The 15,187-nt window shown below is 34.8% G+C and carries 12 protein-coding genes and 1 pseudogene; 7 read left to right on the top strand and 6 right to left on the bottom strand.

Annotated elements, in window-relative coordinates:
• Positions 1-84 precede the first annotated feature (84 nt).
• Positions 85-870: a DUF4097 family beta strand repeat-containing protein gene (locus tag ABD005_RS17035; RefSeq protein WP_215980944.1), complete on the bottom strand. Its 786-nt coding sequence runs from the start codon at positions 868-870 to the stop codon at positions 85-87.
• Between the two features lie 210 nt (positions 871-1,080).
• Between ABD005_RS17035 and ABD005_RS17030 the strand changes: the two genes are divergently transcribed.
• On the top strand, positions 1,081-2,106 hold the full coding sequence (locus ABD005_RS17030; protein WP_215980945.1) for a Gfo/Idh/MocA family protein: 1,026 nt from the start codon (positions 1,081-1,083) through the stop codon (positions 2,104-2,106).
• A 33-nt stretch (positions 2,107-2,139) separates the two neighbouring features.
• Here ABD005_RS17030 and ABD005_RS17025 read toward each other — a convergent pair whose 3' ends face one another.
• Entirely contained in the window at positions 2,140-3,582 is a 1,443-nt protein-coding gene (locus tag ABD005_RS17025; RefSeq protein ID WP_215980946.1) for an ATP-binding response regulator, read from the bottom strand.
• 291 nt (positions 3,583-3,873) lie between these two features.
• Positions 3,874-4,269, bottom strand: coding sequence for an immunity protein YezG family protein (locus tag ABD005_RS17020; protein WP_215980947.1), 396 nt, complete (start codon positions 4,267-4,269; stop codon positions 3,874-3,876).
• A gap of 226 nt (positions 4,270-4,495) precedes the next feature.
• On the opposite strand from ABD005_RS17020, the gene ABD005_RS17015 reads away from it, so the two are divergent.
• Complete coding sequence (locus ABD005_RS17015; RefSeq protein ID WP_215980948.1) at positions 4,496-4,978, top strand: DUF3015 family protein; 483 nt, start codon at positions 4,496-4,498, stop codon at positions 4,976-4,978.
• A 187-nt stretch (positions 4,979-5,165) separates the two neighbouring features.
• A complete protein-coding gene (locus ABD005_RS17010) occupies positions 5,166-7,013 on the top strand; it encodes an Lnb N-terminal periplasmic domain-containing protein (RefSeq protein ID WP_343818935.1) in 1,848 nt (615 codons plus the stop codon).
• Positions 7,014-7,099: 86 nt separating this feature from the next.
• On the opposite strand, the gene ABD005_RS17005 is transcribed toward ABD005_RS17010, so the two are convergent.
• Positions 7,100-7,687, bottom strand: a complete 588-nt coding sequence (locus ABD005_RS17005) for a hypothetical protein (protein ID WP_343818934.1) — start codon at positions 7,685-7,687, stop codon at positions 7,100-7,102.
• Between the two features lie 420 nt (positions 7,688-8,107).
• Between ABD005_RS17005 and ABD005_RS17000 the strand changes: the two genes are divergently transcribed.
• A complete protein-coding gene (locus ABD005_RS17000; RefSeq protein WP_343818933.1) occupies positions 8,108-8,308 on the top strand; it encodes a hypothetical protein in 201 nt (66 codons plus the stop codon).
• A 21-nt stretch (positions 8,309-8,329) separates the two neighbouring features.
• Complete coding sequence (locus tag ABD005_RS16995; RefSeq protein WP_343818931.1) at positions 8,330-8,896, top strand: hypothetical protein; 567 nt, start codon at positions 8,330-8,332, stop codon at positions 8,894-8,896.
• Positions 8,897-8,906: 10 nt separating this feature from the next.
• On the opposite strand, the pseudogene ABD005_RS16990 reads toward ABD005_RS16995, so the two are convergent.
• Positions 8,907-9,025, bottom strand: a pseudogene (locus ABD005_RS16990) (helix-turn-helix domain-containing protein); the annotation flags it as partial.
• 404 nt (positions 9,026-9,429) lie between these two features.
• On the opposite strand from ABD005_RS16990, the gene ABD005_RS16985 reads away from it, so the two are divergent.
• Positions 9,430-11,874, top strand: a complete 2,445-nt coding sequence (locus ABD005_RS16985) for a hypothetical protein (protein ID WP_343818930.1) — start codon at positions 9,430-9,432, stop codon at positions 11,872-11,874.
• Positions 11,874-13,589: an ankyrin repeat domain-containing protein gene (locus tag ABD005_RS16980; protein WP_343818929.1), complete on the top strand. Its 1,716-nt coding sequence runs from the start codon at positions 11,874-11,876 to the stop codon at positions 13,587-13,589. Before ABD005_RS16985 ends, ABD005_RS16980 begins: the two co-directional genes overlap by 1 nt.
• A gap of 263 nt (positions 13,590-13,852) precedes the next feature.
• On the opposite strand, the gene ABD005_RS16975 is transcribed toward ABD005_RS16980, so the two are convergent.
• Positions 13,853-14,533, bottom strand: a complete 681-nt coding sequence (locus ABD005_RS16975; RefSeq protein ID WP_343818928.1) for a hypothetical protein — start codon at positions 14,531-14,533, stop codon at positions 13,853-13,855.
• Positions 14,534-15,187 lie beyond the last annotated feature (654 nt).

The raw sequence follows: 15,187 nt of genomic DNA, 5'->3' as shown, positions 1-15,187 counted from the left end.
AGTAATGAGAGTAAATAAAGTGAGCGTTAATTAGCTCACTAAGGTAAAGGTGCTAATTAACGCAAGAGGGGAGGTTAACTACTATTAAATTTCTTTAATATGAATGCTGCCGCCACTTGTTTTAAGTAACATTTTAGGGCCGCCGCCGTTTATAGTACCAACGATTGATTTTTTATCGACACTACCTTTTACAGCAAAATCACTCTTAACGCGACCGCCACTGGTTTTAGCGGTTAAGCTTACAGCAGTGTCTTGCGCTAAATACGCAGTAATTGAACCGCCAGAAGTGATAAACTCACTGTCTTTTGTTGGCTTAGTTGGTAGGTTTATCTTGATACTTCCACCTGAAGTTTTAGCTTCAATTTTTCCAACTACATCGTCAATTTTTAAGCTGCCGCCTGAGGTTTCTATTTCTACATCACCGTGTATTTTACTTAATGAAATAGAGCCGCCGGCGGTATCTACGTCTACTTCACCAGTGAGATCTGCTATGCTAATTGAGCCTCCACTGGTTTCAACGTCAACATTATATTGCTCTGGTAAGGTTAGCGTGTAAGTTGCTTTAATGTGTTTATTACCACTAAAAAAGCTGCTGCCTTGTTTGATGTCTCCTTCGATATTTATACCGTTTGCTGGTGTAGTAAAGTTAATATGTAGTTTATCTTGGTCTTCACCTTCAATATTCAATTGTACTAATACAGTACTTTGTGAGTGAGTGTTAACTTTAATTGCGCCTATGTCGGTATCAAGTTTTAATAAGCCGCCAGCCGTAACATCAAAGGTTTTATTAATGGTTTTTGCTTGAGCGCATGAAGCAATAACTAATAAGGCAAGTGGGGCTAATTTTAAAGTAGATAAATGCTGTAACATAAGAGTATCTCCGTGTTGTTGTTTTTATTTCATCAGTATCATGTTTTTTAGTATGATGCCATTGCATGATAAAAGGTTTAAATTTATTTGAACTTTCATTAACTTTCATTAACCTTTTTACTAATTACTTATTTTCAATTACTTATTTTCAATTACTTATTTTCAATTACTTATTTGCACGAGTTAAAGGTTATTTATAAGGACAACCATATGATTAATTTCGCCGTTATAGGGACGAGTAAAATAACTTGTGCTTTTATTGAGGCAGCTAAACAAGACCCGCGTTTTAACCTTTATGCAGTTTACTCTCGTCAGCTTGAAACAGCTCAAACCTTTGCTGAAAAACATAAAATAGCGCATTGTTATACCGACTTAAGCGAACTTGCCAATGCTAGTGAGGTTAATGCTGTTTATATTGCTTCTCCTAATAATTGTCATGAAGCACAAACCTTGATGATGATAAACGCGGGTAAGCATGTGCTATGTGAAAAGCCTATTGCGATTAATACTGCGCAATTAACACGCATGATTATGGCGGCTAAACATAACAATGTCTGTTTTATGGAAGCTATGCTGATCTCTTTTCTGCCTAACTACCTACAAATAAAAAAACACTTACATGCGATTGGTACGGTTCGTAAGTATAGCGCTTCATTTTGTCAATTATCTTCACGTTATCCAGCCTACTTAAAAGGAGAAAACCCTAATACCTTTAACTTGTTTTTTGGTAATGGTGGTTTAATGGATATTGGTATTTACCCCCTTTATCCTATTATTGACTTATTCGGCTTACCCAATAAGGTTGCCAGTCAGTGTAGCAAGTTAGCTTCAGGTGTTGATGGTTATGGTGACGTACTATTGTCTTACTCTGATCATTCAGTAAATGCTCAAGGAATAGCTCAAACAGAATTACAAGGACTTATCAGCTACTCAAAAGTAAGTCATGGAGCCAATTTAGGTGAGTTACAGGGCGATAAGGGGCGAATTAATTGGCAGCATAGCTCGTTATTTAACGAAGTTACACTGACATTAAATAATGGGGAAGTACACAATATATCAGTCGCGCAAACGAGTAATAGAATGACCTATGAATTGAGTCATTTCATTGATTTAATTGAACAAGGTAAAATAGAGTCACCGATTAACCATTGGCAACTTTCTGAACAAGTACTAAGCGTTATTGAGCAGGTAAGAGCACAACAAGGGATAATATACCCCGAAGATACTGCTCTTTAATTACGGTGAGATCTTAACCTGAGTTTAAGTTATTTAATGAAAACTGCTAGGCGTTAATGCATAAGAAGGAAGTTCAAAGTAATAGATGGTGCCGTTCTTACCTTGCTTTTCACCGGTAGTTCCACCTAAAGCATCAATAATTTTCTTGTTTAAAACAATATCTAAAGGGTCTTTAGCATTACTGTTTACAGTAAGACTATGCTCGCTTAGTAAATGTTTACTATCATCACTAAGCATGCAAGGTTTGCTATCTTCTACCTCGAAGACGATATTAAACTTGTCGGGATAAAGGCGTATGTAAATATTATCCCCTTGAGTGCTATTATCAATAGCGTGCTTTGTTAAATGAGTAATGACTTGCTCTACTTGGTTTGGTACACATAGTTTTTTTATTTTTTCGTCAAGTGATTGGTTAATAATAATATTTTTTATTTTCGCTTTGCTTGACTCTATGTAGAGTTGTCCTGCAATCATAGCATTTAATGAACACGCCTTTAGGTTTGGACTATGTAAGCATTGTGATAATTCAATGTAACTTTGCAGATCAGCAAAGGTGTGTTCAATTTTATCTTTAGCTTTTTGACAAAGTAAGCTCGCATCAGCGCTTTTCTTAGTGTCAGGTACGCTATCAACTAACACTTCATTAATGGTAGAAAGTATATAAAGCGGGTTGAATATATCTTTTGTTAAGCTGTTAATTATATTTTTATAATCAATGAGAGATTGACGCTCTTTTGTGCTTTGGTAGGCGTTAAAAATTAATTTTCTTAATGTGACTGAAAATAACTCTAAATCAAGGGGTTTAATAAAGGTAGCGTCTGCTGCATCGTATAAAAACTTAATGACCGCATTTCTACTCGCGGTAATACCAATAAAAATAAAGTGTCGTTCTGGAAATGTGTTTCTAATTTCGTCCATTAACTGGCAACCGTTTTTATTTGGCATTTCATAATCTAGAATAATGAGTGTAATAGAGCTTATTTGGTGTAAAAGGTTAATGACATTATTAGGATTGAGTTCTATGGTATTTTTTATAAACTCTTTTGATAAGATGTTTTCAACGATGTAACTATCTACACGTGAGTCATCAACAATTAATGCGTGTTGCGATTGATATATATGGTATTGATGTATAAAACCGTACACCAAAGTTAAAACCTCGGGCGAATTCACATTGACAATGAGATCGATATTGCAAGATTTTGCCGTTCTTTCCATTTCAAAGCTACATTCATCGGTTAATAATATGACGGGAATATGTAATGGTGCAGATAACTGACACAGCTGCGCTTCTGTTATTGTGTTGTCGTAAACAATTAAAAAATTAGTATCGTCTGATTGGCTTTTTAAATAATTAGCAATGCTAGCGGTTGTAACGTTTTTACATGCACCTAATTGCTCTTCTTTGATTAAGGCTGCTAAAGGGAGGTTAAAGTGTTCCGGCAGGTTAACTAATGCTACTTTGAGTATATCCACAACGAGTCCTTTCAATGTATTTAGGCTAAAACTATTTTACGTAATAGCATTTGGCCACTTTACCTGTACGGGTTTATGTATGCTCCGTTGATAATAGTACAAAAACATTAAATTCGCAGAGTGATTTAATAACCGCATAACTGTTGACTTGAATGTTAAGGAGGAGTTGCTAACTAGGATATTAGTTAAGGCATTATAAATCTTTATAATGGCGCTCGATAATGCACTAAATAGTAGGTTGATTATCGAGCTGCTTGTTAGATAACATATAGAAAAGAAACCTGCCTCTTATCAAAGGTTACCATCAAAAGGGGTATCATCAACAAATTTCAAATTAAATTTGCCACTACGCTCAATGGTAAATATTGCTTCAGCCCATACTTTTCCTGACTTTTCTTGAGCAAGTGTGAATAGCTGTTCAAATGTTGGTTTAATGGCATCAACGTTTTCAATGAGTTTGTCTTCAACATTTGTCTCATGCTCAGGATTAAATGCGCAAGTATAATAAGCCGTGCAAACATAACTTTTAGTTAGCGCTTCATGTTTATTCTGATGGGGACTTAAACACGAGAGAGAAATATAGGCCGTTAGCCACTCTTCCTTAATAGATTGATAAAGAAACTGACCTATTGATTTAGTAAGTTCTTGTTCTGATAAGTTTTTAATAGACGATTTTTCTGCTGACATTATTACTATCCTTAGCTATAAATTATGTGTTGGTTAATTGTAAAGAGTATAAATTAAAGTTAAAAGTAATAATCGTGAACTTTTCTTCAGTTTATTTAACCTTTTATTTTTACTTGATAAATTATTGTACTTTCACCCTATTTTTATTGCTTTATATTCTAAAAGTATGTTACTTTGCACCGCCTTTTTTTCTAAGGCTAATTCATCATACAAAGGACTTATGAATATGAAAAAAATCATCGCTGTAGCAGCACTTTCTCTTTTACCTTTCACTCAAGCAATGGCTGACCAAGATATTGGTTGTGGCTTAGGCTCTATGGTATTTGCAGGTAAAGAAGGTAAAGTGTTCAAAGTATTAGGTGCAACAACTAACGGTACTTCAGGTAACCAAACTTTTGGTATTACTTTTGGTACATTAGGTTGTGATGGCACAGGCCCTATCACTTCAACCGAAACTGTATCACTTTTTATTGATGGTAATGTTGATCAATTAGCACGTGATATTTCAAAAGGTGAAGGCGAAACTTTGGCTACACTTGCAGAAGTATGGGGCTTTGCAGAGCAAGATAAAGCCGAATTTGCTTCTTTAGCACAAGCTAACTTTTCCGCTATTTACACCTCTGAAAATGTAACTTCACAAACAGTATTAGAAAACCTAAACCGTTTGGTAGCAAGTAATGCTGTATTATCAAGTTATAAACTTGCTTAATTAGCTGCGCAGTTAATTTATTCAAATTATGTTAAAGCCCCTTCTGGGGCTTTTTATATTTATAGCTGTCGTATTCTTTTACTTTAACAAGGGTATGACCATTGTATAAAACACATATTTCACCTACACCACTTTTAGTTCCCTATAAAATTAAGCACTTTGAATGGTAACGGGTATATAAGACACCATGAAAATATTAAGCACAGTTATATTTATTATTTTAACGTTATTATCTTTACCATCTTTTTCCAGCGATATATCACTCAAGACCTTAGCTAAAAATTCATATTGGTTACAGCTTGGTCATTATCGCTCAGCTGTGTTGACTGAGTGGAAAAGTGAAGTAGACAGTGAGCGTTTTTTTCTTACTAAATCTGGAAAAACAGACCCCTATGCCGAGTTGCTGGCTACCGTTGATAGTTTTAATGCAATAGGGTTAACGGTAAACGAAGCCAACAAACTACGCTGCGCCTTTCCTGCTCGCTATACTTGGCTAAAAAAGAAAATACCTAATAATTGGCCTGAGCTCAACTGCATTGAACTTAATCAATGGAAAGAAGTGATGAACCCCGCAGGTATTACGTTGGTTTTTCCTACGGCCTTTATGAATAGCCCCTCATCAATGTTTGGGCATACGTTATTACGCGTTGATGCAAAAGATCAAAACAGGCATAGAGAGCTAGTAGCTTTTGCGATCAACTTTTCCGCCCAACCTGATGTTGAAGATAATGCAGCGGCGTATGCGTTTAAAGGACTTGTAGGGCAATACCCTGGTAACTTCACTGTTATGCCTTATTACCGAAAGGTACGGGAATATAATGATATAGAGTCTCGAGATATTTGGGAATATAAGCTCAATTTTACCGAAAGAGAAGTTGAGCGTATATTACTTCACTTGTGGGAGCTACAAAGAGCTACTTTTGACTATTATTTTATTGATGAAAATTGCTCATACCAGTTATTAAGCTTATTGCAACTTGCTAATGAAAAGCTTGATTTAACTTCTTCATTTTCTTTTCAAGCGATTCCGTCAGATACTGTTGCCGCATTGAAAAATAATAAGCTACTTCAAGAGCCTAATTACCGACCAGCATTTGGTACGCGTTTATATCATTATGCACAACAGCTATCAGCACAAGAGTTAGCATCTGTTCAACAGTTAATTGAAGAGGGTGAATTTGACAACGCTACCTACACCATAGACCGACAAGCCGCTATTTTAGAAATGGCCTATGAATGGTTAAACTTTAATTTTTATGATCAAGGGCTTAATCGAGATCTTATAGCACCACGTTTAAAAAAATTGCTATATGAACGCAGTAAGCTAAAAACACCACCTCCTTTTTCTGAGCCACAAAAACCACTTGCTTCTCCTGAGCAGGGGCATAGTTCATCTCGAGTGGGTATTACCTTAGTGAATAGCAATAACTACGATAATCAAATAGAGCTTTCCTATAGGTTGGCCTATCATGATTTACTTGATTATTCGCTTGGTTATATTCCAGGTGCTCAAATTAGCTTTTTTGATTTCCAGAGCAGCTTCAGCAAAAATGATAAACTGCGTATCGAACACTTATACCTAATTGATGCAATGTCACTTGCACCTGACAATGAAATTTTTAATAGTTGGTCATGGAATATGAGGCTAGGGTACGATAGACAGCCTGATATAAATAAGCAAAAAAGTAGATACTTTACTCAAGGAGGGTATGGCAAGTCATTTGGTGATCCTAATAAGTTTCATAGCTTTATATTAGGATCTGTTGAGTTCAATGCGGGTGATATAGCAGATAACGTTGAAGTAGGCTTAGGTACCGAGTTAGGTGCGGTTTGGCAACTTAACAGTAATAATAAATTAGCATTTACTGGCAATGTTATGTGGTTACTTAACAGTGAAGTAGCGCGGCATTCACGCGTCGATTTATCATGGAATTGGGCTTTGCAAACTAACTGGGCACTACGTAGTAATATTAATTACAAAAAGTGGTACCGCGAGGAGACGCAAGCAAAACTGACTTTGTATTATTATTTTTGAGGTGTTATTTGTTAAGTCTTCATGCACCCAATATTAAATTCGTATTGAGTGGCAAACACTATGTAGTTGCCACTTATTAAAGTTGCTTAGAGATGACTTTTTAAGGCTAAGTTTTGTTTGATTTGCCACAAAAATAACAACAGAGTTGACATAACAATTAAAAATAGCAGAGTTAACCCAATAGTGACTTCCCCTGAGTATTGGTTGATAAGAGTCGTTAGTTTACTCGGTTCTAGGTTTTGATAAACGCTGTTTGAAAGCTTGTTATATTCTTTGCTTGTTAGCCAATTGTTAGCGTTATAGTCGTAGTAAAAATGACTGCTATCTGCCCAACGGTAAAAGCTATGACTGTAGCCATCTTTTAATTGTTCAAGTTCTTCGGGGAATTTAATCTCAATAGTCGCGATATAATTAATAGGCACTGGTGTTTCGTATGTTACTTCTTGAATATCTATATTGATTAGCTCTATATCACCTTCAAAAGGAATGTTATTAAAGGAAATCGCGTAAGTATTGGTATCAACCTTATTGAAAGACTTTAATTCAGCATTACCTTGTTGAAGCTGCTCCCAATATGTTAATAGCTCTTGCTTGTTAGGAGAGGTGGCGTAAGTTTTGTTTATAAATACACTGAAGCATAAAACGATGAGTTGAATGAGCAATATATATTTCATTTTTATCCTTAAAATTGAAGTGACACGTCCGTGTAACTATATGAAAAGGCAATAATACCAATTTTTTTGCTGACAATACAATTTAATCAACGTTCATATATGGCAGGGCTAATGACTAACTGCTAAGGGGAGAGGCGATGATTTTTCGGGGTAAAAACACCATTCGTCGACAAGCCAGAACCTAAGCTAGGTATCAATTGTTGAGCAAAAATTAAAATTGGCTTTTATATTTATTGTGATTTACAGGGAGGTAAAGCGGTTAACATTTACCTTACCAATAAAAGTTTACATTAACACTTCTCTTCTAAAGGTAGTTATGTTTTGTAACTCTTTGAGGTTAATATAATAAGTTATTATTGTAACTTTAAACTATATAAGAGAGAATAACGCGGAAATTTGAGTATTCAATAAGGAGATTGAGTGATATTAAATATTAAACGGAAGTTGTTCAAGTTGTCACCAGTAAGTGCCGTCATTATGCTACTGGTCATCTATTTTATTTTTGCCGCCATGACAGTTATGTTGTACGCAGGGATGTTTACCTTAGTAAGTTATATTGCCTTTGTTAGTTATAAAAAAACTAAACATAAAAAGCTTGAGCATACTAAGCAAAAAAATTAACTTTAAATTTAAGGATAAAAAATGGGATTATTTAATAAAATTAAGACACAGGCTAATTCAATTGGCTCTAATATATCGGATTCCACCTCTAAGCTTAGTGGTGATATTCTCTCAAGCCATAAAGATAACGCAAAAATATCAGCTATAAAATCTAATATAGCCTCTATCGATGGGCAATTAGAAATAGGTTATTTAGACATAGGTCGAAAGTTTGTCGATAACTTAGTACAAAATAATGGCGAAAATGTTGAACTTGTATTAAAAGAGACGTTAAGCAGAATAGAGCCTTTACTAGAAAAGAAGGTAGAACTTGAAGAAGAAAGCATTAAAATTGAAAAAGGCTTAAAAGATCAAATAATTTTACAAGAAAAAGCCGCTTTCCAAAAAGAATTTGACGAAGAAAAAGAAAAATTAGAAAAAGCATTAAAAATGGACGTGATTACTAGCGATGAACTCAACACTAGACTAGCAAAAGCGAAGCTTAAATTAGATAACTTTGATGCTATTAGAAAAGTGAAAAGGCAAAAAGAAATGGGCCTAATTTCTAAGGAAGAGTGTAAGGCACAATTAGAGTCACTAGGGGCTTAGTTATTTTGCCATAAAGTGTATTTCGTGATACGCCCTTATTTTACAAGCTCTTGCAACGTTATTGAGCTTTTCAGCTAAGTTTAATAAACCAGTGTTATGTTTAATAATTGGGTTATTGGTATGTAACATGAAAGTTACCTTTTTTGATTAACAATTAGACCTCTTTATCAAAATAGGTAACTCTCACTTTTCAAGTCGATGTGTTAGATTAAGTTATAACTAATGCATTTTAATAAAGCTTAGTCAAAACAAGCCATCACCAACTGCAGAAATTGTTTAATGTTGGCTTTTACATGCCTGTAATTCATCATTTATTAATAATTCCCCCCCTTTTTTAGATGTTTGTTACAGTTGAGTTTTATGCGCTCTGCCCTGTGTGAGGTCAGCCCAGTAATAAGCTCAGCTACTAGGATAAGTAAATCAGAAAACGGTTCCAATACCAAGGAGCTAACTTAATACTTGAAGATGATATCAAAAATCAATAGCGATAGCCTTGTTCGGTAAACTGAGCAGAGCTTTAAAAGGAAGTTATAATGAAAACCTATATGCAAAAAGGACTCGCATATTTAACAACATTAGTGTGCCTAATTGGTTGTAATCCAATGTATGGTAACGTAGAGCAACAGATATCCTTACCTGCTTCATATGCCGCAAATTATCTCACTGAAGAGCAGCTGAAATATAGGCTTTCAAGAGGTTTCAGTAACAAACTATCAGATCCAAAAATCGATAAACTCTATTTTAGACTTGAAGAGCGTGGCTTTTCACAAGCTAAGTTGCAGCAATGGGGCGATCGAAATTGGCTATCTTTACCACACTCTGTTGATACATTAATCTACGCAATAAAACAAAATAAAACAGATGAAGCGCTCACCATAGCTAGTAGCGTAAAGCTGTCTGAACTTAGCGAGTACCATAAACTTCAAATCTTTTTGTTAGCACTTATAAAAAGTAATGACGAAGTGAAGTCACATATCGTCAGTCAACTTAACATTGGCCAACAAGCATTTCAATTAAGTAGATTTGATAGCCGTGATCACTATCAAGTTTTGACTAAACTGCTAGACGCCTTTTATCAAAGTGACGCGAGCACAGCAAGTAATATAGAGCAGGTTAAGCGTGCATTTCAACGTTACCAAGAATACATTCATCCAAGCTATATTTCACATTTTATTAGTACTGAAAATGCGCGAGAAGCTACATTAGGACAGCAAATTCAATGGGGGACTTTTGCACCACCTTCACTGGCCGATTTTGATAAAAATAACGCTGAAGCAATGAACCAAGCAGTGCTAGAGATGGTAATGTACATTCCTTATGCGTCAGAAGAAATAGCAAAACTAAAGCTTTCTTTGCTTTCTTCTAGTGCCAAACAGCGTTTATTTCATTGGGCTCTTTCTGTTGACCATCAGTCATTAATTAAGCAACTTATAACGCAACATGATTTGCGTATCAGCAATGCTAACATTAATTTGCTTTCATTTTTTAACAATACAGCGGCTCCTTTGTCTTGGTATCAAGGGTTTGCTTCTCAAGCTATTACGTTAGCCGCGAATCAATTACTCAAAAAACAATGCGAAGCTCTCGTTTTAAGTAATAATCAACAGCTACTTTTATACGCTGACTTTAATCACGTCGATAAATCAGCATTATCTTGTGTTATAAGCTATTCGTCTAGTCGCAGTATATTGCAAAAAGCATTGCATGCAGCATCTAACCTTACAAGTAATGAGCTAGAACAATTTTATATTGAGTTTATTAAGCAACATTTTACTGTATTGAGGAGCTTAATAGCGGATCAGCAGCTCACAATAAATAAAGAAGTCATGCTTGGGGTGTTAAAATCAGAAGAAATGAGTATGTATTTATTTGAACACTATCAAGTTTGGCTGAAATTAGGCTTAGATGAAAAAGAGCTAGCTCATATTATTCAAGCAGAGTTAAATACTCAACAAGGAGAGCGCTACTTTTTACAAAAGGGAGAGCACTTAATGCCTTCTCTGATCCAAAATACTTGGTTCAAAGACCTTTTATGTAGCATGATACTATCAATTAACTATGTTACATCAGCTGATCATATCGTACTTTTTTTTAATCAAAACGACATTACTTGTAGCGTAGAGTCACTAAAAAAAGTATTAGAAAATAAAGAGCTATTTCGGAAGCTCTATCACTTAGAACCTTTGTTAGCCGATGATGGCAAATTACACTTACTATTTGCGTTATTCGATGCAAAGCGTACCGGTCTTTTATCTGATTTCTTAGAAGAGTATGGTAGCCAATTTTTATTTATGGAGAATGAGCAAGGTGAGCTGCTCTATGATAAGTTGATGCAAGCTATTCAAAATAATACTTCCTTGATGTACGGATTTAAGCCATTCCTTAAAAAGCACTTTATTTATGAGTCTACAATAAACCCGAACAAGCGTTTGCTTGCAGCATCACGACAACGTACACCTAATGCAAGCCTAAATGTAGCGATACTTAAGCAAGTATTGAACAGCTATCCGTATAACCGAGCAGAGTTATTCAACGTATTTCAACAAGCACTTAAAACCTCTGATATAAATTATCGCCATGCGCTATTTGAAGCGTATTCATTACATTCGCAATTTACTGATTACCCAAATACCTGGCCGCTTTTTAAAAAACTATTTACGCCTAAATATTACGATAAAAGTATTGAACTTATAGAATATTATGCTCAGCTTGGTTATAGCTTAGATAAGTTAAAAAATCTGCCCAATAATACGCTTTTTACCTGCAAGGAATTAGCGCAATACCTTAAGTTTGGCTTACCAGTGAATATAAAAACTGCTTCCAATAAATCATTAACTGAGCTGGTTCACCCAAAAGCACCATCTTGCGTTAATAAACTATTTAATCAATTCAGTAAAGTTAATGTAGCGGGCAATTTACAGCAAGTAGCTAATACGCAACAAGCCCCAACATTTATCACATCTACGGGGGAGCAATAATGTCTATAAGATTTTTTACTGTTGTCATTATTTTTATTGTTTTTTCAAACATGAGTCACTCTAGTTCAAATTCTCAAGATGAATGGCTTGAAATACTACAAAATCAATCACTGGCAACAACAATTAGCAGTATAAAGCAACAAAATTTATCTATAGAAAGTGAGCAATCGCCACTGCTTCAAGCCGCTATTATCTATCAAAAGATCGAGCTGTTAGAGTTTCTCTATCAACAAGGGGGCTTATCTCGAAAAGAGCTGTTAAGTGGCCACCAGGCTTCAACAGTTCAATTTAAACAAGTGTGGGAGTACCTGCTGTATTACGATGAATTGATGTCTAATCAGCAATCAAAAATACCATTAAAAAAATACCGGCGTGAAATGTACTTTCCCTATTTGGCATTAAATTTTCGTTTATCTAGTGAGCCTAGCAGTCCTTATTTTTCACAAAATAGTGAATGGCCTAATGTGTTAAATGCAATTATTGACTACAAAGAGTTTAATTTTAATTATCCCGATGTTAAAGCTATTGATGGATGCACCTTTATTATAGATAAACTAAAGCAACATTATGATTTAGCTTCATCTGACTTTGCGAATTTTATGTATACATATACCGTTCATACCTGTAATGAAGACTTTAGTGATTTAAAGCGGCACAATAACCGCGATATAGTAAATGATGCTCAGGTAAGATTTACTCGTTTAGTTAAAAAGCGCTACCCACCGGCGTTATACGAAGACATTAATTCAAAAATTGATTTTATAAGCCGTGAAATAAAAGACAAGCAAGTGCTTGCTGAAATAGATTACCTTATTGCACTTGGCTATGACGACTTAAAAGACGTAAAAATGGAGCATTATAAATCGCAACTCGACTTTAATGATCCGCAGATGCTGGTTGACCTTATAAAGTATGATCAAAGCCTCATGGCCTACGACAAGGTTGTTAGCAGGCTAATATATAAAGAAACATCACTTGAAGATAAATTAACCGCAGCCACTCTGTATTTAGATGCTATCAAGCAATATGGTTATCGATTTCAAAATGGCACTTTACAACATGGAATGGAACTTAGCAGCATTAAAGCACAAGCGATGTTTTTTCAAGGACTGATGCTACAACATGATTATCGTTACGCAAAAAAAATCGCGCTCAATATTATGTCGCAGCCTAACTGGCAACAACACATTGACAGCCAGCGCTTTGTATCTAGCATTTTAAATAGTATTTTAAAAGATAACTCCATGATCATGGCTTTATTGATTAAGGGATTAGACTTAACACAAATGAAAGGTGAGCTTGCTAAGATAAATTCAGACCTTATTATTGACGGTTCTTCATTATTAGCTTTTTCTATAAAATCAAAACGCTATGACTTAGCTAACTACCTGCTTAAAGACAAACAACAGATTGAGGAAGCTAATCATGCTTTTTCGAGCTTGTATTTCGCCATTGAAAACAACAATAAGCAACTCATAAACAAACTGTTACCAATAACAAATACCACTACTTACCAAAAACGTTATGGTTACCCACAATTATCGTTATTGCACCTAGCGGTTATAAATAACGATCTTCCTCTTATAAAACAGCTAATAGAAAAAGGAGTTCCTAGAGAGCTTGTTGATAGAAGCGGTTTTACCGCGTTAGATTGGGCGGTAAAATTTAATATGCAAGTGGTTGCGGATTATTTAGCAGTTAAAAATTCCAATTAGAGTCAACACAGTGAATTAGCTACGAAAGAATCGCTTGGTGTTAACACACTCAGTTGTAGTAGCTCAGACCTGATCTGACAGTTCCCCGATTTTTAGGGGACTTGTCAGCTTAGATATGAGCTAAATTCTTTTCAGCCCAAATCGATTTTCCATCAACTAAAGATTCAAGCGGAGTTCGTCCACAGCTTTTACTCTGTATTTGATTTTTATGTAGCAATGTTATTGTTATTTCTAAGTTTATGGATGTCCTAATTATTTCTTTTCTACCCATCAAACCCCAATCTAATCCAAGTATCTAAAACTGACCAAAAATCAATATCTAAAGTGGGCTCTTCTTCTGACCACCAAGTCATTGATTTTAGTTCGCCTAACCGCTCATCAAATGAAATGTGCCCACCCATACCATTGGAAAAAATAGCAATATTGTTTTTTAAATTTATAGAGGAAGAGTCAAATGCACTATTTTCTAATATCTCCCAGTCATATTCATTTAAATGAAACGTTTCCTCAATAGGCATTATCCCCATAGTGCCAGACGCTAGATAAAACCAACCATTTTGTAAATTGTAAAACTTCTTTAATTGCTCTGGCATTTTGTTGAAATCATTATGTTTTAAAATATTCTTAGGGTTTGAGCCTTGATAATAAAGTATTTCACCATCATTAGTTGATTTAAGGCCATAGATCAAATGATAATTTTCATCGAAAAAGGCTAAGTCAAGAGATATTAAGTTGTCGCAAATATATTCATAAACTAAGCTGAGTTCGTCTTTAAATTGGCTCCATTCTTTCTTTATTGTATCTAACTTTTTATTTTCATTTGAAAGTATATTGATCCAGCTTTGAGGTAGTCGTTTTTTTTCAATTTCATTGAGGTCTGAAAGTAACAAAACACTTGGTTCTTCTACATAATCATCTAGAAAATTGATTAGAACGTTTTCCATTATTTATTGCTCCCAATATTAATCATTTCATTTCATTTCATTGATTTGACTTTTAATTTTCAATTCAACATCTTTTTCTGGTTTTATCATTTCTTCTCTAAACTCAGGAGAAATTTTTATGCCTTTTTTCTTATACTCTGTCCATTCATAAAAATATTTTGAGCCTTTGGAAGTGTTTGCTACCTTGCTTAAACCAATGAAATTATCCGGATTATTTAAAATTAACTTTTATTGGTCAATAGTTAGTTTTTCAAATCCATTAATTTTGCTTATTTTATTCATAGAAACAATGTGAGCTGCTTCTAACGTTGGTCGGGCTGGGAGTAGTGAGCCTTTGGTATTTTCAATAATCACCTGTTTGATGATGGAGGTTGTTGTTGAGCGCCTAAAAGCAAGTTATCAAATGGTAGAAGTATGCTGTGTGTTTTTTGCAAGGTATAGTAGAAAATAAAGCGACTAATTACTTTTCGACGTAGATAAGTTAATCACTCGGTTTATAGCTTGTTTATATTGTTAAAGAGCAAAGCGGGAGAGCTTATTTTATTAATCTTGCGGTAACTCGTTAGATAGCGCAACAATATCAGCCATTACTTGTTTTTCGCCTAAATCCGCTAAAAATGATAAATGCTCAAGTTTTTTTACAACTTTCAAATT

Origin of the sequence: Colwellia asteriadis, assembly GCF_039523295.1 — a bacterium.
GTDB lineage: Bacteria > Pseudomonadota > Gammaproteobacteria > Enterobacterales > Alteromonadaceae > Colwellia > Colwellia asteriadis.
Note: the sequence above shows the minus strand (reverse complement) of the source record. Positions and strands in the feature narration are given on the sequence as shown.

Bases quoted from the DNA above. Each gene is read 5' to 3' on its own strand.
- ABD005_RS17030 (WP_215980945.1), top strand. From the start codon at position 1,081: ATGATTAATTTCGCCGTTATAGGGACGAGTAAAATAACTTGTGCTTTT.
- ABD005_RS16980 (WP_343818929.1), top strand. From the start codon at position 11,874: ATGTCTATAAGATTTTTTACTGTTGTCATTATTTTTATTGTTTTTTCA.
- ABD005_RS16985 (WP_343818930.1), top strand. From the start codon at position 9,430: ATGAAAACCTATATGCAAAAAGGACTCGCATATTTAACAACATTAGTG.
- ABD005_RS16995 (WP_343818931.1), top strand. From the start codon at position 8,330: ATGGGATTATTTAATAAAATTAAGACACAGGCTAATTCAATTGGCTCT.
- ABD005_RS17020 (WP_215980947.1), bottom strand. From the start codon at position 4,269: ATGTCAGCAGAAAAATCGTCTATTAAAAACTTATCAGAACAAGAACTT.
- ABD005_RS17005 (WP_343818934.1), bottom strand. From the start codon at position 7,687: ATGAAATATATATTGCTCATTCAACTCATCGTTTTATGCTTCAGTGTA.
- ABD005_RS17035 (WP_215980944.1), bottom strand. From the start codon at position 870: ATGTTACAGCATTTATCTACTTTAAAATTAGCCCCACTTGCCTTATTA.
- ABD005_RS17015 (WP_215980948.1), top strand. From the start codon at position 4,496: ATGAAAAAAATCATCGCTGTAGCAGCACTTTCTCTTTTACCTTTCACT.
- ABD005_RS17010 (WP_343818935.1), top strand. From the start codon at position 5,166: ATGAAAATATTAAGCACAGTTATATTTATTATTTTAACGTTATTATCT.
- ABD005_RS16975 (WP_343818928.1), bottom strand. From the start codon at position 14,533: ATGGAAAACGTTCTAATCAATTTTCTAGATGATTATGTAGAAGAACCA.